The sequence below is a fragment of the Candidatus Pelagibacter sp. genome (assembly GCF_052049995.1).
In the GTDB taxonomy this organism is placed as follows: domain Bacteria; phylum Pseudomonadota; class Alphaproteobacteria; order Pelagibacterales; family Pelagibacteraceae; genus Pelagibacter.
Genome location: NZ_JBNGYX010000006.1, coordinates 18,894 through 39,085 on the forward strand (window position 1 = coordinate 18,894; position 20,192 = coordinate 39,085).

Here is a 20,192-nt window from a genome sequence, read left to right on the forward strand (position 1 = left end):
TTTTCCTTATACATATTGGTCTTTTTTATACCAGCGTTTATTAGAAGAGTATTTTTTTAATGATTATTGATTTTAGATATATAAGTGAAAAAAAAGAACATAAATGATTCAATATTGAATCAAAACAAGAACATTTATGTAATGAAAAATATTATGCTGAGAATAAGTTTGCCAGATAAACTATAAGCCGGGTTCTGTCATTTAAACTTATCATTTGTCTAGGCTTAAGATCACTCTTAAGCTCAAGCAACTAACCCTGATGACTAGCCAAGGACGGCTTTTAGTTTTTCAACAATGTCATCTCTACTTAGTCTTGCTCTCAGTGGGGTTTTCCAGCGTTCATTGTTACCAATAGAACCGGTGTGCTCTTACCACACCTTTTCACCCTTGCCATGTTATGGCGGTTTATTTTCTGTGGCACTGTCCCTAAGGTTTCCCCCGCCAGGTATTACCTGGCACTGTGTCCTTGTAGAGCCCGGACTTTCCTCTTTAAATTAATTTAAAGCGATAAGTCATTTATCTGGCATTTGTAATTTATTACTTAACATTAAATTTTCAAGGAAAATTATTTTAGGATTTTGTAAGATTTTCACTTATTAATAAACACTCCTTATCAATTATTCCATTAATTAACTCTTGTCTAAATCTTCTCTGAAAAGCTTTTATAAGTAATTTCTTATTTTTATGCATATCTTTGGGTAAAAGTCTTAAATAACCAATTTTATATAAATTTTTTAAAAATTTATTTTCATCATTTTTATCTACTTTTGTTTCTCTTATTTTAAAAAGTTTTTTTTCATTTAAATCATGCCATAATCCAACTCTATTTTTTGATAAATATCTCCAAGGAAACTTTTCTCCTGGATCTTTTTTTCTATAAGGAGCGACATCAGAATGTCCCAAAATAAATTTATTTTTTATTTTATATTTTTTTATTAAATATTTACTTAATTTTAATATAGAACGAATTTGTTTTTTTGAAAATTTTTTATATTTCTTTCCATGACCTGGATTGCTTATTTCTATACCAATGGAATATTTATTAATTGATTTATAATTTTTCCATGATGATATTCCAGCATGCCAACTTACATAAAGTTCCGGTACTAGAGTTATTACTGATCCGTTATTTTTTATAAAATAATGACTGCTAACTTTAGATTTACTATCAGTAAGTCGCTTAATCGCATCTTCTTCATTTTTCATTCCAGTGTAGTGAAAAATGATAAATTTAATTTGTTTAATTTTTCTTTTTTTTTGATCAAAATTTGGAGAGTAATTCTGGGTTGTATTTATACTCATTTTGAATGATAAAATTAGCTACTTTGTAGACATTTTATTGTCATTTTTATAAAATAAAACTTAATTTACATTTAATATTTATATATTATACAGGTTGTAATGTTTAGAAAATTAGTTTTAATAATAACCCTAATTTTTGTTTCAGCATTAAATGCAAATGCTGGATCAGATGGTGAATTAATTTTAAAAAAAAATCAACCTGCTGAAGTTAAAGACTGCTTTGAGTCTTTAAATAGAGCTACTTTTTCTTTTAACCAAGCTTTAGATGGAGTATTATTTCAACCAGTTGCAAGTGCTTATAGAATTTTGCCTTCTCCATTAAAAACTGGTGTAAGTAATTCTCTAGAAAATTTATCTACTTTAGTAACTATTCCGAATAATATTTTACAAGGTGAATTAAAAAAAGCTGGTGTAAACTCGGGGAGATTTATTATTAATACAACAGTTGGTATTTTAGGTTTCATAGATGTAGCCCAGCATTTAGGATTTCCTGAATACGAGAAAGAGGATTACGGTCAATCTTTAGCAACAATGGGGGTTGGACCTGGTTGTTATCTAGTATTACCTGTTTTAGGACCAAGCACAGTTAGAGATGCTACAGCGTCTGTTGCAAACTTAATTGGAGGAGATGCCTGGTATAATGTTACTGTTACAAACGACACTCAACACTTTAGTGATTTTGACTATTACGCATCAAGAGTAACCTCTGGTATAGATTTTAGAGCCAAAAATTATGATGCAATTGAAAATTTAGAAAAAAATTCAATTGATTTTTATGCTTCAGTAAAAAGTCTGTATTTACAAGATAGGCAGCAAAAAATACTTAATACTAATAAAATTATTGAAACCCAAGATGATAGTGATTGGGAAGAAATCGAAACTCAGTAATTTTAACTAAAATAATGAAAATTAAAAAATTTTTTTTATTAATATTTTTTTATACATTTGCTTATACAAATTCATATTCAATAGAGCCAGATGTATTTGTTCAATCTACAGTAAATAGAGCGTCTAATGTTCTATCTAAAGACATATCTAAAGAACAAAAAATAAATGAATTAAAGGTAATAGCTAAAGAAACAGTAGACATAAGAGGTGTTGGTTTTTATTCTCTTGGATCTGCTAGAAAAAATTTAGATCAAAATCAAAAAATTAAATATTCAGAATTATTTGAGTCTTACTTTTTAAAAAGTTTTTCAAGTAGACTGGCTGAGTATACTAATCCAGAAATTGAAGTTCTAGGTAAAGAAGTGCTTAATAAAAATTATACTATTGTAAATAGCTTGTTAATTGGAACATCTGATAGGCCTGAAGTAAAAATTGATTGGAGGATATATACTAAAAATTCTGACAATCCATTAATAAGAGATTTGATAATTGAGGGCTTAAGTCTTGCAAGGACTCAAAAAGAAGAGTTTTCATCAATTTTAAATTCAAATGATGGAGACATTAATGTTTTATTTAAAACTTTAAAAGAATTTTCTAATAACTAAAATATATTTTTTTGGTGGGCCCGCCAGGACTCGAACCTGGGACCAATACATTATGAGTGTACTGCTCTAACCAACTGAGCTACAGGCCCTAAATAAAACAACTGTTTTTACTTCTTTTTTATATCTCATTCAAGATTTAAGAGGAATATATTTTCTTAAAAAATAATGAATGATAAAATAGGTATATACAAAATAAAAATTCATGTAATTCTGAAAGTTTAATATATCTAAAAGTCACAAAATCTAGTACTTCGCTAATATTTATATTTACTGAATGGTTTCTATATCCAGGATGTAAACTTAGTTTATCTATTATAAAATCTGGAAAAAAAAACAGAATTATAATAATTGATATATAAATTAAGTCCTTTTTTGGAAATATTAAATTAAGATAATTTGAATTAATTGAGGTATTTTTTAAATATCTGAATATCAAAAATGAAAGGCAGCACCATATTGTTAATAAGCCCCTTGGCAGTTGATTAAGTAAATTCGAAATATTGTGAAAATTTGTTTCTTGCTGATTGTTGTAAAGAATGAAAAAATTCCCAGTCTCCCATTTAAATATATGCTGTCCCCAAGATATTTCTTCAAAAAAATAATAACAAATACAAAGTAAATACATATAAATTACAAATCTAAAAAGTTTTGGAAGATTTTTAAAATTCGGTAATTTAATAGTTTTATAATAAATAATAATTGTAAATAATAAAAATAAGACTTGAATATTTTCTACAATCCCATTTTCATTCCATATAATTGGATTAAAACCACTTAATTCTGGGTCAAAAAAATCAAAAAAATATGCGAGTTTGTAGGAATAATAATAAAAAAAACCTTCAATTAACAAAAAAAAAATAAAAAATAAAAATATTTTAAAATGTAATTTAAAATTTTTAAAAAACATAATAAATCTTCAATAATGGTGGGCCGTGTTGGTTACGCTCCAACTACCCCTGCAATGTCAATGCAGTACTCTACTATTGAGCTAACGGCCCTAAATTAACTTTCTAAGAAACTTTTTAATTGCTTTGATCTACTTGGATGTTTAAGTTTTCTTAAAGCCTTTGCCTCAATTTGTCTAATTCTTTCCCTGGTTACAGAAAATTGCAATCCTACTTCCTCCAATGTATGATCAGTATTCATACCTACCCCAAATCTCATTCTAAGAACTCTTTCTTCCCTGGGTGTTAGAGTTGAAAGAATTTTTGTTGTTGCCTCTCCAAGGTTAGATTTAATTGCTTGTTCTAAAGGAGCTAAAGCTTTTGTATCCTCGATGAAATCCCCCAAACTACTATCTTCTTCATCACCAACTGGCTTTTCTAAAGAGACTGGTTCTTTAGAAATTTTTAATACTTTTCTTACCTTATCTAACGGCATTCTTAATTTTTGTGCTAACTCTTCTGGTGTAGCTTCTCTTCCAAACTCACTTAAAATTAACCTTTGTGTTCTTACAATTTTATTAATCGTTTCAATCATATGAACAGGAATACGAATTGTTCTAGCTTGATCAGCAATTGATCTTGTTATTGCTTGTCTAATCCACCATGTGGCATAAGTTGAGAATTTATATCCTCTTCTGTATTCAAATTTATCTACGGCTTTCATCAATCCTATATTTCCCTCTTGAATAAGATCTAAAAATTGTAGACCTCTGTTAGTATATTTCTTAGCAATAGAAATAACCAATCTCAAATTTGCTTCCACCATTTCTTTTTTAGCAATTCTTGATTCTTTTTCACCTTTTTGAACTCTACTAACTAATTTTTTAAAGTCAGTTACAGAAATTCCAAGTTTATGACTAATTTCAATTAATCTTTCTCTAATATTTTTAAATTCCTCTTTATTTTTACTAAAAAACTGTTTCCAAATGAGATTTGTATCTAAAAATTTTTTAAGATTTGGATTTATTTCATTTCCTATATAAAATTTTATAAATTCATTTCTTGGAATTTTTTGATCCATAGCAAGTCTCAATAAATTACCTTCTAAAGAAATTATTTTTTTATTCTCTAAATAATGTTTTTGAACTAACTCTTCTAAAACTGAAGGTGATAATTGTAATGATTTAATATTTTCTAATATATCGTTAACTATTTTATCATAACCTTTTTCTTTAGCTGGTGAAAAATTTTCTGATTTGAGCAGACAATCTAATTTTTCTTTTTGATATTTTATCAACTTTGAATATTCTTTTGTAAGCATGTTAACTGTTTTCAAAACTTTTGGTTTAATTTCAGTTTCCATTGCAGCAAGAGTTGGATTAAAATCATCATCATCATCTGATGAACCAACTTCTTTATCTGTTTCTCCTGCATTCTTTTGCTTAGCACTAGGACCTGTAGTCTCATCCTCCATATAGTTTGTATCTATATCAATAATCTCTCTAACTAAAATTTCATCTTTTTGTAATTGCTCATTCCATTCAAAAAATTGTTGTGCAGTAATGGGACTTTGAGAGAGTGCAATTAACATTACATCTTTTCCAGCCTCTATTCTTTTTGCTATAGCAATTTCACCTTCTCTAGAAAGTAATTCAACTCCACCCATTTCACGTAGATACATTCGAATGGGATCGTCACTTTTCTCTATTGTTTTGCCTTCTTCTTTATTGGAATTTTCTTTTTTTCTTAAAACTTTAAAGTCTGATTTTTTTTCTACTAAAGAAATATTTTCATCTAAAATATGAATGAATGCTTGAGATAAATTTTCATCAGATAAATTTCTTTTTCCCAAGGATTTGCTTAATTCTTCATAAGTAATAAAACCTCTATGGGTTCCTCGGCCCATAAGTCTTGCAAATGATTTTGTAATAATTCTTTCCACGATAATCTGAATTTAGAAGTCTTATATAATGTCAATTATATAAAAATCTATTACTAATTTGGTCAGTTTAATTGAGATTCTGCTTTTTTTTGAGCTCTTTTAACTCATTAAATGTAGACTCGCTCATATCCACAGAAAACTTCGATTCTAATTCCTGGATTCTGAATTCAAGATCATAATTCATCAAATCTCTAGAGATATCCTCTATTAATTCTATTATTTTTTGATCATCATCAGGTTGATTATTTAAAATATATTTGATTGGAGCAAATTTATTTATTTTTTCTATTAATTGAATATCTAAATTAAGATCTTGAATTGTAATTAGTGAACCAGATTTCAATTTTTCAATAATCATTGAAAATATTTTTTTATTAAACTCAGTAAATAATTTAATATTTTCAATTAAATGAATATTTTCTTGCAACAAATCCAATTTATTTATAACCAGATATAATAAAGAAAACTCTTTTAACTCAATGCCAGTCAAAGACTGACTCTCTTGAAAATATCTTTTTGTACTTTCTAAAGATTTTGTTTTCTTTAAATAAATTCTTTTATTATTTTGCTTAGAATGAGGTGTTAACTCATCAATTTTTTCCAAAAAATATTCCAAAACATATTTTTTTATAAAATCATCTTTTATTGTATTTGCAATTTCTCTCAATTTTTTTTCAAAAACAGCCATAGATGAAGGATTATTTTTCGTTTGTTTTTTATAATGACTAAAAATAAATTGATGAATTGATAATTTTCTCTGCTTTGTAAAGTCTACAAAATTAGCCTTACCATTTTTATTTACATAGCTATCTGGATCTTCTTTATCTGGTAGAAACAAAAATGAAATTTGTTTTTCAGGTTTCAGTTCCTTTATTGAATTTTCAGCTGCTCTAACACCAGCTTTATATCCACTTTCATCACCATCAAAACAAATTATGATATCATCAAAAAATTGGTTTAAAGTTAAAATTTGCTTTTCAGTTAAAGACGTACCAAGATTTGCTACCACATTATCAATTCCATTTTTGCTGAGACCTACAACATCCATGTATCCTTCAACCAGATAAATATGATCAATTTTATTAGAAAGTTTTCTTGCTAGATCTAAATTATATAAATTTGATCCTTTTTTAAAAAAATTTGTCTCTGGTGAATTTATATATTTGGCTAGATAATCTACATTTTCAATTATTCTTCCACCTAAAGCTATTGGTTGACCAGAAATATTATTGATTGGAAATATTAATCGACCTCTAAATCTTTCGACATAAATTTTTTTTTTCTCATCTAAGTAGAATAAACCAGTCTCTATTAAAGTTTGCTCACTATAATCTTGTTTTAATGTTTCGAAAAAACTTGGATTTTTTTCTATGTAACCTATTTTAAATTTTTTTACTTCATTTTTACCTAGTGATCTATTTTTTAAATAATCTCTAGCAATCGAATAATTTTCATTTTTTAAAAGTTCATTATGATAAAAGTCAACATATTGACTAAAAATGGTTTTATACTCATTCCACTTTTTTTCTCTTTCTTCATCTTGTTTTGAAAACATATAAGGTTGCATTCCTGCTAATTGAGCTAAGTATTTAACTGCCTCTCCAAACTTTAAATTTTGAGTTTTCATCACAAAATCAAAAATATTACCGTGCTCTGAAGTTGCAAAACAATGATAAAATTCTTTTTCATCATTTACAGTAAATGAGGGTGTTTTTTCATTTTTGAAAGGTGATAAACCTACAAATTCTTTACCTCTTTTTTTTAATGAAACACTCTTTGATACTACCGTTGAAACTTTCAACCTATTTTTAATTTCATCAAGATACTCTTTTGGGTATTTCATTATTTGTTCAACAATTCTTTGATCATTGATCCTGCTTTAGAAAAATCAATTTCATCTGCATGAGTTTTTTTAAGTTCGCCCATAACTTTTCCCATATCTTTTAATGAATTTGCTCCAATTTTCGAAATAACATCTGCACAAATTTTCTTAGTCTCGTCTTCACTAAGCTGCTTTGGTAGAAAACTTGTTAAAATATCATACTCATTTTGCTCAACCTCTAAAAGATCTGTTCTATTATTTTTTTTATAAATATCGATCGATTCGGCTCGTTGTTTAACCATTTTTTTTAAAAGTTTCTTTATGTCCTCATCATCAGTTTCTTTTTTGTTAGGGCCTGATCTGTTAACAATATCCAAATCCTTAATCGAAGATAATATTAACCTATAGGTTGATATTTTATTTTTATCTTTAGATTTTAAAGCATTTTTATATTCGTTTTCGATGGTCTGTTTTAATGACATAATTTTTTAATCTACTTTAAAGAAAAAATTCTTCAAAAGAAAAATTGTTTTTTTACAATTTTATATTACATCTCTGTTGCGATAATAAAGCAATTATTGTATTAACCTTTAACTCATGAGTTGTAATTGAAGAAAAAAGCAAAAAAAACTAACTCAAAAACAAAATCACAAATCAATACAGGCGTTTTAGTTCTTGAAAATAAAAAAGTATTTAAAGGAATTGGAATTGGATATCAGGGAGAAGCCACAGGTGAAGTTTGCTTTAATACATCCTTAACAGGCTATCAAGAAATCATTTCTGATCCTTCATATGCGGGTCAAATTATCAACTTTACCTTTCCTCATATAGGAAATGTTGGGACCAATAAAGAGGATCATGAGTCTGATAAAATATGGGCAAAAGGAGTAATAATTAACTCAGAAATAACATCTCCCTCAAACTATAGATCTTTTCTACATTTAGACTCTTGGCTAAAGAAAAAAAAAATTGTTGGAATTACTGGCTTAGACACCAGAAGCCTAACAAGTTTTATAAGAGACAAAGGCGCCCCCAAAGGTACTATTAGTTATTCAAAAAAAGGAAAATTTAATATTAATAAATTGACCAACTCTACAATAAAATGGAGTGGATTAAAAAATCTTGATCTCGCGGAAGTAGTTTCAACCCAGAAAAATTATATTTGGAAAGGTCTTAAAACATGGAAAAAAGAACTTGGATATAAAAAAAATAATAAGAACTCATTTCATGTTGTTGCAATTGATTATGGAATTAAAAAAAACATTTTAAGATATTTCTCTGACTTCGACTGTAAAGTTACAGTTGTCTCCTGCAAAACTAGTGCCCAAAGAATTTTAGCTTTAAAACCAAATGGAATATTTTTATCAAATGGTCCTGGTGATCCAGCTGCAACAGGGAAATATGCTATAGAAATTATTAAAGATCTAATTAAAAAAAATTTACCAATATTTGGTATCTGTTTGGGTCATCAAATTTTAGCATTGGCATTAGGTGGTAAAACAAAGAAAATGAAACTTGGTCATAGAGGAGCAAATCATCCTGTTAAAAATTTAATTCATGATAATGTTGAGATAACGAGTCAAAACCATGGATTTGAAGTAGTTAAAGAAACGTTACCTAAAAATATTGAGGTCACCCATAAATCTTTATTTGATAATAGTATTGAAGGTATCAAACTAAAAAATAAACCAGTCTTTTCAGTTCAATATCATCCAGAGTCTAATCCAGGACCTCAAGATAGTGTTTATTTGTTTCAAGAATTTATTAACAACATGAAAAAAAATGCCAAAAAGAAAAGATATTAAAAAAATATTAGTTGTAGGAGCTGGTCCAATAATTATAGGACAAGCATGTGAATTTGATTATTCAGGGACACAAGCATGTAAAGCTCTTAAAGATGAGGGTTATAAAGTAGTCTTAATAAACTCAAATCCTGCAACAATTATGACTGATCCAGATGTTGCGGATAAAACTTATATTGAACCAATTACACTTGATGTATTAGAAAAAATTCTAAAGAAAGAAAAACCCGATGCAATTCTTCCAACAATGGGAGGGCAAACTGCGCTTAATCTTGCAATGGAAGCAGAGAAAAAAGGAATTCTCAAAAAATACAAAATTGAGTTGATAGGAGCAAATTCTAAAGCGATTTCTAATGCCGAGGATAGAAAGAAATTTAGAAAAAATATGATAGATATTGGTTTAGATTTACCAAAATCAGAAATCGTAAATAATAATAATCAAGCATCGAAAGTATTAAAAAAAATTGGTTTACCTGCAATTATAAGGCCTGCTTTTACACTTGGTGGGCTTGGTGGGGGAATAGCCAAAAATAGAAAAGATTATTTTAAAATTGTTAAAAATGGATTGCATGAATCTCCCGTAAGCCAAGTTCTTGTAGAGGAATGTTTAGAGGGCTGGAAAGAATTTGAGATGGAGGTTGTAAGAGATAAGAAAGACAACTGTATCATCATTTGCTCGATTGAAAATATAGATCCAATGGGAATTCATACGGGTGACTCAGTAACAATTGCACCAGCTCTTACACTTACAGATAAAGAATACCAAGTAATGAGAAATGCATCTATTGCATGTTTGAGAAAAATTGGAGTTGAAACTGGAGGATCAAATGTTCAATTTGCTATCAATCCTAAAAATGGTCGAATGGTTGTCATTGAAATGAATCCACGTGTATCAAGATCATCAGCACTTGCATCAAAAGCAACTGGATTTCCTATTGCAAAAGTAGCTGCAAAATTAGCAGTTGGCTATACTCTTGATGAATTAAAAAATGAAATAACTAAAGTTACTCCTGCATCATTTGAACCAAGTATAGATTATGTGGTGACAAAAATTCCAAGATTTACATTTGAAAAATTTTCAACTTCTCCTGCAACTTTAGGGACATCAATGAAATCAGTAGGTGAAGCAATGGCTATTGGAAGAAACTTTAAAGAATCTCTACAAAAGGCTTTGGTGTCTCTCGAAACTGGTTTTTCAGGTTTAGACAGAATTTTTGATTTAAATAAAAAACAAATTGAAAAGAAACTAAAAGAAACAATTCCGAATAAGATATTACTAGTTGCTGAAGGAATTAGAAAAAAAATAGACCTAAAGAAAATACACAATTTATCTAAAATTGACCCTTGGTTTTTAGAACAAATTAAAGAAATAGTTGATTGTGAAACACAGATCAAAAGCAAGGGACTTCCTAAAGAATTTTCAGAATTTAATAGAATAAAATCAATAGGATTTTCAGATAAAAAACTTTCGGAATTAACTAAAACTTCTGAAGACGTTGTTAGAAGAAAAAGATCAGCGCTTAAAATAGTTCCAGTTTATAAAAAAGTAGATACTTGTGCAGCTGAATTTAAATCGTTTACTCCTTATATGTATTCAACGTATCAAAGAAATTTTTCAATTAATTCTGAATGTGAGGCTGATCCATCCAATAAGAAAAAAATAATTATTCTTGGAGGGGGGCCAAATAGAATTGGACAAGGAATTGAGTTTGATTATTGCTGTTGTCAGGCTAGTTTTTCATTAAAAGACGCAGGATTTGAGACGATAATGGTCAATTGTAACCCTGAAACAGTATCAACAGACTATGATACGAGTGATCGATTATACTTTGAACCTTTAAAGGAAGAATACGTTTTTAACATAATTAAAAAAGAACAAGAAAAAGGAAACCTAATAGGTGTAATTGCTCAGTTTGGTGGCCAAACTCCGATTAAGCTTGCTAAATTTTTATATGACAACAAACTTCCGATTTTAGGAACGCAATATACATCGATCGATTTAGCAGAAGATAGAGACCGATTTAGAAATTTATTAAATAAATTAAAACTAAAACAGGCAGATAGTGGAATTGCAAAGACATTTAATCAGGCAATTAAAATAGCAGATAAAATAGGGTTGCCATTAATGGTAAGACCTTCATATGTTTTGGGTGGAAGAGCAATGGAAATTGTTCATGAAAAAAATCAGCTTAAAAAATTTGTTGAGGAGGCTTTTAAAGCTGCAGAAGATAATCCAATTTTAATTGATAAATTTATCGATCATGCAATGGAAGTGGATGTGGATGCTATATCAGATGGAAAACAGGTTCACGTAGCAGGTATTATGCAACATATCGAAGAGGCAGGAATTCATTCAGGAGATTCTGCATGTAGCCTACCCCCTGTATCGATTAAACCATATCTTCTTAAAGAAATTGAAAATCAAACAAAAAAATTAGCGATAGCTTTGAACGTAAAAGGTTTCATGAACATACAGTTTGCAATAAAAAAAGATGAAATTTATGTCATTGAAGTTAATCCAAGAGCTAGTCGAACAGTTCCTTTTGTATCAAAAGCAAAAGGTCTTCCTTTAGCTAAAATTGCATCAAGAGTAATGGCTGGTGAAAAGTTATCTAAGTTTAATTTAAAAGATAAATCTAAAGGTATGTACGCAGTTAAAGAGGCTGTGTTCCCATTTAATAAATTTCCAAACAGTGACTTATTGTTAGGACCTGAAATGAAATCGACAGGGGAAGTGATGGGATTTGATAAAAATTTTGGAATGGCTTTTGCCAAAAGTCAAATAGCGGCAGCCAACTCGTTACCAAAAGAAGGATTAGCTTTCATATCTCTTAAAGACTCACATAAAGACGAAGGATTGGATTTAGCAAAAGATCTTTTAAAACTTAAATTTACATTATGTGCAACTAAAGGAACTGCTGAATATATTCGAAAACATGGAATGAAATGTAAAATTATAAATAAAGTTAGTAGTGGAACTCCTCATATAGTCGATGTTTTAGACTCAAAAAAAATTGCGCTAGTAATAAACACTGGGGGTGGGAATAGTGAACACCGACTGAGTGATGCAATAGCTTTAAGAAGAGCAACATTAAAGAATAAAGTCCCATACTGTACTAATATGTCTACTGCTCAAGCCTGTTTGGAGGCAATTAAATCTCTTAAGACAAAAAGATTGGAGGTTAATTCACTACAAGATATTTAGTAAATTCTAAACATCAACTATCATTGTATCTTTAGATCCTCCACCTTGTGAACTATTTACAATTGTACTCCCTTTCCTTAATGCAACTCTTGTTAAACCACCAGATGTTACGTAAATAGATTTTCCACTTAACACAAAAGGTCTTAAATCAACATGTCTTGGCTCTATATTGCTTTCAGTAATCGTAGGAAGAGTTGATAAAATTTCTAAAGGCTGAGCAATAAATTCTCTTGGTTTACTTTTTATTTTCTGAATCATTTCATCTTTTTCTTTTTTTGATGCTCTTGCACCAATTAAAATACCATACCCTCCAGACGCATTAGCTGGTTTAACAACTAATTTTGAAATGTTTTCAATAACATAATCTCTATCTTTTTTCTCATGACACAGAAAAGTTTCAACTTGATTTATTTTAGGTTGCTCGCCTAGATAATAAACAATCATTTTATTTACATAAGAGTAAATAGCTTTGTCATCTGCTATACCTGTTCCAATTCCGTTTACTATTCCTACGTTTCCTTTTTTCCAACACTTAAAAAGTCCAGGAACTCCAATAAGTGATTCTTTGTAGAATACTTTGGGATCTAAAAAGTTGTCATCCAATCTTCTATATATACAATCTACTTTAAGTTTACCTTTAACAGTTTTCATGTATACAATATCATTTTCCACGAACAAATCTTTGCCTTCAACGAGAGCTATTCCCATTTGTTCAGCTAAAAAAGAATGTTCAAAATAAGCTGAATTATAAATGCCAGGAGTAAGTACTACCATGTGAGGATTTTCAGTTCTTTTCGGTATGCATTCCTCCATACAGTGGTACAATTTATTTGCGTATTGGTGTATTGAGGAAACTTTATATCTCGTAAATAACTCTGGAAAAACATCCCTCATAACCATCCGATTTTCAAGCATATAAGATACACCTGATGGAACTCTCAAATTATCTTCCAAAACCAAGTATTCACCATTTATATTTCTAATAAGATCAATTCCAGAAATGTTTGACCAAGCTTTATACTTTGGAGAAAAACCATCACATTCTTTGATATAATATGGCGAATTAAAAACTAATTCCTTAGGAACTACATTATCCTTAAAAATTTTTTTTTTATTGTAAACATCATCGATAAATAAATTAAGTGCTTTTACTCTTTGTGCCAACCCTTTTGAAATTTTGTTCCATACACGTTTAGGAATTATTCTGGGAATAATATCTAAAGGCCATTTTTTTTCTTCTGCTCTATTGTTAGCTGCATAGACTCTAAAATTAATTCCTCTTGCGCTAATTGTGCTTTGGCAATTTTTTTCAATTTCTTGTAATTTTTTCTTTCCATTCCTCTCTAAAATTCCAGAAATAATTTTAGCATGTTTTCTTATTTTACTATCATCAGATATATAACCGTCATAAGAGGACTTTGAGTCGTAATTTTTCCAGAATTGAGTAACCATAATATTTAATATTTTAATAAATATACAAAATAGACAAATGCGAAGAATGAATGACAGTTATGCTAAAAATAGTTTGTAAAAATGATTATTTTTAAATATCAATTACATCTATGACATATTGTATAGGTATTAAAACTAATGAAGGTCTTGTTTTTGCGTCAGACTCAAGAACAAATGCAGGTCTAGATAATGTAAATATATATTCAAAAATGATGACCCATGATGTTGGTGACAGAACTATTGTAATAGTAACTTCAGGAAATTTAGGAACTTCACAAGCAGTTTATAAATCAATTGAGAAAGATTTAAAAAGCTCAACAGGGATAATGAACTTAAACACATGCTCTGATTTCGAACAAATAGCTTCCTATATTGGTTCACTTAATATTGAGCACTCCTCACCTCAAGGAATTAATACAGATAATGTCTTACTTGGTTCAACATTTATAGTTGGAGGACAAATCAAAGGTCAGCAACACGAATTATATTTAATATATCCTCAAGGTAATTATATAAGACCTGCAGACAGCAAACCTTATCTTGTAATTGGAGAAGTAAAGTATGGTAAGCCAATATTAGATAGGGTAATCAAACCAAACGTATCTATTGGGGACGCATCACGTTGCGCATTAATTTCGATGGACTCAACCTTAAAAAGTGATTTAACAGTAGGCCCACCAATAGATTTTGCTGTACACAAAAAAGATGCTGAAAGATTAGCTTCACTTGAATGTTTAAATCTTTCTGACGAAACTTATTCCCGAGTTTGTAACCAGTGGTCAGAGGGAATATTTAAAGTTTTCGACTCATTTCCCAGATTTGATTGGGAAAAATAAAATTATTTAACTTTCCAATCAGTCTGAAAAGTAACATAGTTTACTTGAATACATCGTCTTTCTTTAACTATTTTTTTCTTTTCCATTCCATGCCAAGTATTTGGTCCACTGGTAAACAGATAACCATAGTTATGTTTATAAGGAAGTGTTTTAACCTTCTCTAATTTTTCATTATAAAAATCTGTTCCTAAGTCCTCAGACTCATTTGTTTTATTAACAAATATCAACCCTGACATAAGTTTTTCTTTTATATCGCAATGAGGTTTAAGCCAAAAACCTTCTCGATCACATATAATTTCAACTCTTACATAAGAATTTGATAAATCTTTATCAATCATTTTAGAAATTGTTTCATATGTTTCTTTAGACTGAAGTTCGTTTATAAATTTTACTAAATTTGGAAATTGAGTGGAGTTCTCTTTATTTATAAAACATCTAAATTTTATTGCTTTTCCACCTGATGCTATTCCTTCTCTAAATTCTGCAGCTCCACCATCTATTGCTCTAGTGCCATCGTAATTAAGATTGTGTTTACTCACATCAGGAATATCTGCTTTCACTATTTCATCAATTGCTTCCTCTGATAAAGCATTGCTATATTCCCAATGATTAAAAGGGAAACTGTATTGTTTCGAATTATTTTTAATTGAATTTAAAAATGACATTAACTTTGAATTTTGCTTTTTAATATTTTTGCAACTCTATTAGTTTCATCAAGTTTTTCATAGTTCCAATTTTCTATTTCTTCTCCTAAATTTCTAATAATATTTAATTCTCTAAATAAATTTCTAAAATTTTGGAATCTCTTATCATTTCTTTTTGGTAAAATATTTGCTACATAAATGGGTTTGCCAGTCAAAGCTGCTTCAGATATCATTGAGCTAGAGTCACATGTAACTACAATATTTTCAGATAAACCAAGTGCTGATAAATAAGCTTTTTTATCAACATTCATTATAATAGTGTGATTTTCTCCAAAAAATTCTTTAGCATAGTGGATCGTATTCAATGGTGTTCTCATTGATGGAATTACAACAAGTTGAAAATTATGTTTTTTTAACAATTTATAAAATATTGAAAAGATATGTTTCATGTTTTTTGTTGAGTAATCATAATATTTCGTAGGCCCACCCAAAATTAAAGACCAAATTTTTCTATCATCTCTTTTTATAAACGAGTTTAAATAATTCTTATTTTCCTCGATTTCATTTTTGGTAAGATAATGTATGGCGCCTTTAGTGGAAATTACATTTGAGCCTTTTATTCCATCGTGTTCAGGAGCTATTACAAAATCAAAATGATTTAAATCTACTTTTGGATCTTGTATGTGAATATTAAATACTTTTTTATTTGAAATACTTTTTAAATGAATTGATGGAATTACACTTTTTCTTCCACAAGATATAATTATATCAAAATCTAAATGATTTAATTTTTTATAAACATTTTGTGAAACAGGAGTAAATTTTGGTGGGAGCAAATTCCAAAAATTATTTAGTTCAACCTTATGGTGTGTGAATTCAATTTCTAGAGCTTTAGCCAATCCCTCAACTTGACTAATCATTCCATGCATGCCTTGAGTTAATAAAATACCTTTTAATTTAGTCATTAATCACTATATAGCTTTCATATGAGTCAAAATCCAACTAAACACACAAAAGTGTTAATAATTGGATCCGGTCCTGCCGGATACACAGCTGCAGTTTATGCTGCTCGAGCTATGTTAAATCCAATTCTAGTTCATGGATCTGAGCCAGGTGGTCAATTAACAACGACAACTGATGTTGAAAACTTTCCTGGATTTGCAGAGGTTATCCAGGGCCCATGGTTAATGGATCAAATGAAAGAACAAGCTAAAGCTGTTGGTACAGAAATGATAGAGGATCACATTAGCAATGTTAATTTAAAAACTTCTCCATTTGAGGCAACTGGAGATAGTGGTCAAAAATATACTGCTGACAGTGTAATAATTTCTACAGGTGCTCAGGCAAGATGGTTAAATTTAGACTCAGAACAAGAGTTTAGAGGATTTGGCGTCTCTGCTTGCGCAACATGTGACGGTTTCTTTTTTAAAAATAAAGAAGTTGCAGTAGTTGGAGGTGGCAATGCAGCTGTTGAAGAAGCAATGTTTCTTACAAAATTTGCATCCAAAGTAAAATTAATTCACAGACGAGATAGTTTAAGGGCTGAAAAAATGCTTCAAAAAAAATTAATGGAAAATAAAAAAATTGAAATTATTTGGGACTCTGTAGTTGAAGATGTGTTGGGTGACAAAGATCCTAAAAATGTTAAGGGAATTAAAATAAAAAATGTCAAAACAAATCAAACACAAGAATTAAAGCTTGATGGTGTATTTATTGCTATTGGTCATGATCCAGCAACCCATCTATTTAAAGATCAACTGGAAATGGATAAAGAAGGATACTTAATCACAAAGGCAGACTCTACTGAAACTAATGTGCCTGGTGTTTTTGCAGCTGGAGATGTAAAAGACAAAATTTTTAGACAAGCAGTTACAGCTGCAGGTATGGGATGCATGGCAGCTCTTGAAGCAGAAAAACATCTATCTCACAATTAAATGTCAGAAAAAGTATTGCTAACTGGAATTAGTGGTTGGATAGCAAAACATACAGCAATAGAATTATTAAATTATGGTTACGAGGTCCTAGGAACTGTAAGAAATGAAAGTTTAATTGAGCAAACCAAAGATACTATTAGTAAATACGCTCCTATAGATAAATTATCTTTTATTAAATTAGATCTTGTTAAAGATGATGGATGGAATGATGCAGCTAAAGGATGTAAGTATATATTTCATATTGCATCTCCTTTTCCAATAAAAGTTTCAAATAATAGAGAAAGCTTATTACCTCCTGCAGTAGATGGTACTTTAAGGGTAATAAATGCAGGGATAAATGCTGGGGTAGATCAAATCGTTAAAACTTCTTCTATTGTTGCTATGTTTAGAAAACCTAACAGAACTAATCCTTATACATTTGGAGAACAAGACTGGACTGATGAAAATTGGGTAGAGGGGGTAAATGATTATTTTTTATCAAAAACTAAAGCTGAGAGAGTTGCTTGGGAATTGATGGAAAGCAAAGGATTAAAAAATAAATTAACAACAATTTGTCCTGGTGGAGTCTTTGGTGATGCTCTAGATAAAAAAGGAGGTACTTCAATTGAGTATGTTAGACAATTCATGGCTGGTAAATTCCCTGGAGCACCTAAATTTGCTGTTCTAATTTCTGATGTAAAAGATATTGCAAAAGCACATGTTGCTTGTATAGGAAATGATAAAGTTGGAGGTAGAAGATTAATTGTTGGAAAAGAAGTAAAAAAATTAGTCGAATTATCCCAATTGATGGCTGAAGCAATGCCTGCTTATGCAAAAAAGCTTCCAAAAAAAGAGCTTCCAAATTTCATGGTGAAGTTGATAAGTTATTTAGACTCAAGCGCTAAAATGATGATACCTGATCTTGGAATTTTAATGCAAACCGACCCCTCTTATGCTGAAGAGTTATTAGGTTTTAAATTTAAAGCTGCAAAAGATTGTATGGCAGAGAATGCAAAATCTGTTGTTAGACTAGGTTTAGTTTAATTATAATTTTAAAATTTCATCAGACTCAAAAGTGATTTTTTGCAAATTTTCTTTAGCAATTTTGATCATTGCCTTTGCAACATTTTCTGAACTGATTGGTCTCATTTTTTTAAATGGCCCAAATAACAAAGGCGACAATGCGGTAAAAGCAAAAATACCTATTTTTTCACCTACTCTGTTCTCTTTTCTTTTCCCCATTAAAAAAGAAGGTCTTAATATTCCTAATTTAGAGAAGTTTAATCTTTTTAATTCCTCTTCGACTAAACCTTTAAATTTCACATAATTCCCGGAACTATTTGGATTAGCATATATTGAAGAAATAAAAATAAATGACTTAACTGAATTAGCTTTTGCAATTTGTGCAATTTCCTTTGGAATATCTAACTCTACTTTTTGGTAATCATTTTTATCAGGAGAATTTTGCTTTGTGGTACCAATACAAAAAAAACAATCATCCCCTGTAATTTCAGTTTTATGATTTGCTAAATTATTAAAATCAATATTTATAATCTCAACTTTTTCATTATTAATTGAAGTTTGAGAGCGAACGAAAATCTTAATTTTAGTGTAATAATTATCTTGAATTAATTGATTAACTAAATGGCCACCAATTAATCCAGTGGAACCAAATACTATGGCTGTTTTCATTAATTTAAACTTTTACAAAAAGAGGAAATTTTTTCTAAAGCTTTTTTTAGATTTTCCATTGAAGTTGCATATGAAATTCTGAAAAATCCCTCTAAACCAAATGCGGAACCCTGAACAACAGCAACACCACTATTCTCTAAAAGAGATTGAACAAAATCAGTGTCTGATTTAATTTCTTTTCCACTAGAATCTTTTTTTCCCATTAACTCTTTACAACTAGGGAAAACATAAAATGCACCATCAGGATTTAAACAATTGATGCCATTAATATCATTTAATGCTTTTACTACAAAATCTCTTCTTTCTTGAAAAGAATCAGCCCTTTTTTTTATAAAATCTTGGGTTCCACTCAGTGCTTCAACTGATGCTGCTTGACTAATTGATGAAGGATTAGTTGTTGATTGTGATTGAATTTTAGCAATAGCTTTAACAATTTCTTTTGGGCCAGCTGCGTACCCTATCCTCCAACCTGTCATTGAATAAGCTTTACTTACACCATTCATTGTAAGAACTCGGTCTTTTAAACTTTCTATTTGAGCAATAGTAAAAAATTTAAACCCTTCGTAGATCACGTGTTCATAAATATCATCACTTAAAATATAAATGTGATTATATTTTTCTAAAACAGCAGCAATTGCTTTTATATCTTTTTCAGAATAACAGGCTCCGGTTGGATTAGATGGTGAATTTAAAATAATCCATTTCGTTTTTGGTGTTATAAATTTTTCTAAATCTGAAGGATTTATTTTAAAGCCTTGTTTTTCGCCACATTCCATTATAACTGGTTTTCCACCAGCCAATAAAACTATATCAGGATAAGACACCCAATAAGGAGCTGGAATTATTACCTCGTCCCCATCGTTAAGTGTTGCCATCATAGCATTATAAATAACGTGCTTTCCTCCTGCTCCAACAGTAATTTGATCAGTGGTATAATCCAAATTATTTTCTTTTTTAAATTTTTCTACAATTGCTTTTTTTAATGCTGGTGTTCCATCAACTGCTGTGTATTTGGTGTCACCTTCATTGATGGCTTTGATTGCAGCTTCTTTAATATTATCTGGAGTATCAAAATCCGGTTCCCCTGCACCAAGACCGATAACATCTTTTCCAGCAGCTTTTAATTCTCTTGCTTTTTGAGTTACAGCAATAGTGGGTGATGGTTTAATCTTTTTTAAACTGTCTGATATTATGCTCATTGAAAT

General features: G+C 29.6%; 16 protein-coding genes, 2 tRNA genes and 1 other RNA gene. 7 read left to right on the forward strand and 12 right to left on the reverse strand.

What is annotated here, in order from left to right:
* Nucleotides 1-167: 167 nt before the first annotated feature.
* Both rnpB and ACTT9Y_RS05435 read right to left on the reverse strand, forming a co-directional pair.
* Nucleotides 168-524, reverse strand: an RNA gene (rnpB, locus tag ACTT9Y_RS05430) — RNase P RNA component class A.
* 46 nt (nt 525-570) lie between these two features.
* On the reverse strand, nt 571-1,302 hold the full coding sequence (locus tag ACTT9Y_RS05435) for an N-acetylmuramoyl-L-alanine amidase (RefSeq protein WP_440933375.1): 732 nt from the start codon (nt 1,300-1,302) through the stop codon (nt 571-573).
* A 99-nt stretch (nt 1,303-1,401) separates the two neighbouring features.
* Here ACTT9Y_RS05435 and ACTT9Y_RS05440 point away from each other — a divergent pair, with 99 nt between their 5' ends.
* Both ACTT9Y_RS05440 and ACTT9Y_RS05445 read left to right on the forward strand, forming a co-directional pair.
* The gene (locus tag ACTT9Y_RS05440; RefSeq protein WP_440933376.1) at nt 1,402-2,190 is read left to right on the forward strand and encodes an MlaA family lipoprotein; all 789 of its coding nucleotides are present in this window, start codon (nt 1,402-1,404) and stop codon (nt 2,188-2,190) included.
* 14 nt (nt 2,191-2,204) lie between these two features.
* Complete coding sequence (locus ACTT9Y_RS05445; RefSeq protein WP_440933377.1) at nt 2,205-2,795, forward strand: MlaC/ttg2D family ABC transporter substrate-binding protein; 591 nt, start codon at nt 2,205-2,207, stop codon at nt 2,793-2,795.
* Between the two features lie 12 nt (nt 2,796-2,807).
* On the opposite strand, the gene ACTT9Y_RS05450 is transcribed toward ACTT9Y_RS05445, so the two are convergent.
* The 5 genes from ACTT9Y_RS05450 to ACTT9Y_RS05470 form a co-directional block, all read right to left on the reverse strand.
* Nucleotides 2,808-2,884, reverse strand: a tRNA-Ile gene (locus tag ACTT9Y_RS05450).
* A gap of 834 nt (nt 2,885-3,718) precedes the next feature.
* Nucleotides 3,719-3,793 (reverse strand) — tRNA-Val (locus tag ACTT9Y_RS05455).
* 4 nt (nt 3,794-3,797) lie between these two features.
* Complete coding sequence (gene rpoD, locus ACTT9Y_RS05460; protein ID WP_440933378.1) at nt 3,798-5,621, reverse strand: RNA polymerase sigma factor RpoD; 1,824 nt, start codon at nt 5,619-5,621, stop codon at nt 3,798-3,800.
* Nucleotides 5,622-5,688: 67 nt separating this feature from the next.
* On the reverse strand, nt 5,689-7,464 hold the full coding sequence (gene dnaG / locus ACTT9Y_RS05465; RefSeq protein WP_440933379.1) for a DNA primase: 1,776 nt from the start codon (nt 7,462-7,464) through the stop codon (nt 5,689-5,691).
* Nucleotides 7,464-7,925, reverse strand: coding sequence for a GatB/YqeY domain-containing protein (locus ACTT9Y_RS05470; RefSeq protein ID WP_440933380.1), 462 nt, complete (start codon nt 7,923-7,925; stop codon nt 7,464-7,466). The genes dnaG and ACTT9Y_RS05470 overlap by 1 nt, the downstream gene beginning before the upstream one ends.
* Before the next feature lie 126 nt (nt 7,926-8,051).
* Between ACTT9Y_RS05470 and carA the strand changes: the two genes are divergently transcribed.
* A complete protein-coding gene (gene carA, locus ACTT9Y_RS05475) occupies nt 8,052-9,248 on the forward strand; it encodes a glutamine-hydrolyzing carbamoyl-phosphate synthase small subunit (protein ID WP_440933381.1) in 1,197 nt (398 codons plus the stop codon).
* Entirely contained in the window at nt 9,226-12,450 is a 3,225-nt protein-coding gene (gene carB, locus ACTT9Y_RS05480; RefSeq protein WP_440933382.1) for a carbamoyl-phosphate synthase large subunit, read from the forward strand. The genes carA and carB overlap by 23 nt, the downstream gene beginning before the upstream one ends.
* Nucleotides 12,451-12,456: 6 nt before the next feature.
* Here the strand turns inward: carB and ACTT9Y_RS05485 are convergent, their stop codons facing one another.
* Complete coding sequence (locus tag ACTT9Y_RS05485) at nt 12,457-13,902, reverse strand: circularly permuted type 2 ATP-grasp protein (RefSeq protein WP_440933383.1); 1,446 nt, start codon at nt 13,900-13,902, stop codon at nt 12,457-12,459.
* Between the two features lie 110 nt (nt 13,903-14,012).
* On the opposite strand from ACTT9Y_RS05485, the gene ACTT9Y_RS05490 reads away from it, so the two are divergent.
* On the forward strand, nt 14,013-14,738 hold the full coding sequence (locus tag ACTT9Y_RS05490) for a 20S proteasome subunit A/B (protein ID WP_440933384.1): 726 nt from the start codon (nt 14,013-14,015) through the stop codon (nt 14,736-14,738).
* A 2-nt stretch (nt 14,739-14,740) separates the two neighbouring features.
* Here the strand turns inward: ACTT9Y_RS05490 and ACTT9Y_RS05495 are convergent, their stop codons facing one another.
* Together ACTT9Y_RS05495 and ACTT9Y_RS05500 are read right to left on the reverse strand one after the other, a co-directional pair.
* Nucleotides 14,741-15,403 carry a hypothetical protein gene (locus tag ACTT9Y_RS05495; RefSeq protein WP_440933385.1) on the reverse strand — a complete coding sequence of 221 codons (663 nt, stop codon included), beginning with the start codon at nt 15,401-15,403 and terminating at the stop codon, nt 14,741-14,743.
* On the reverse strand, nt 15,403-16,347 hold the full coding sequence (locus tag ACTT9Y_RS05500) for a mitochondrial fission ELM1 family protein (RefSeq protein WP_440933386.1): 945 nt from the start codon (nt 16,345-16,347) through the stop codon (nt 15,403-15,405). The genes ACTT9Y_RS05495 and ACTT9Y_RS05500 overlap by 1 nt, the downstream gene beginning before the upstream one ends.
* Nucleotides 16,348-16,368: 21 nt before the next feature.
* Between ACTT9Y_RS05500 and trxB the strand changes: the two genes are divergently transcribed.
* Both trxB and ACTT9Y_RS05510 read left to right on the forward strand, forming a co-directional pair.
* Entirely contained in the window at nt 16,369-17,316 is a 948-nt protein-coding gene (gene trxB / locus ACTT9Y_RS05505; protein WP_440933387.1) for a thioredoxin-disulfide reductase, read from the forward strand.
* On the forward strand, nt 17,317-18,339 hold the full coding sequence (locus ACTT9Y_RS05510) for an NAD-dependent epimerase/dehydratase family protein (protein WP_440933388.1): 1,023 nt from the start codon (nt 17,317-17,319) through the stop codon (nt 18,337-18,339). It abuts the gene before it with no gap.
* On the opposite strand, the gene ACTT9Y_RS05515 is transcribed toward ACTT9Y_RS05510, so the two are convergent.
* Nucleotides 18,340-18,987 carry an NAD(P)H-binding protein gene (locus tag ACTT9Y_RS05515; protein ID WP_440933389.1) on the reverse strand — a complete coding sequence of 216 codons (648 nt, stop codon included), beginning with the start codon at nt 18,985-18,987 and terminating at the stop codon, nt 18,340-18,342. It abuts the gene before it with no gap.
* The gene (locus ACTT9Y_RS05520) at nt 18,987-20,186 is read right to left on the reverse strand and encodes a pyridoxal phosphate-dependent aminotransferase (protein WP_440933390.1); all 1,200 of its coding nucleotides are present in this window, start codon (nt 20,184-20,186) and stop codon (nt 18,987-18,989) included. Before ACTT9Y_RS05520 ends, ACTT9Y_RS05515 begins: the two co-directional genes overlap by 1 nt.
* Between the last annotated feature and the right edge of the window lie 6 nt (nt 20,187-20,192).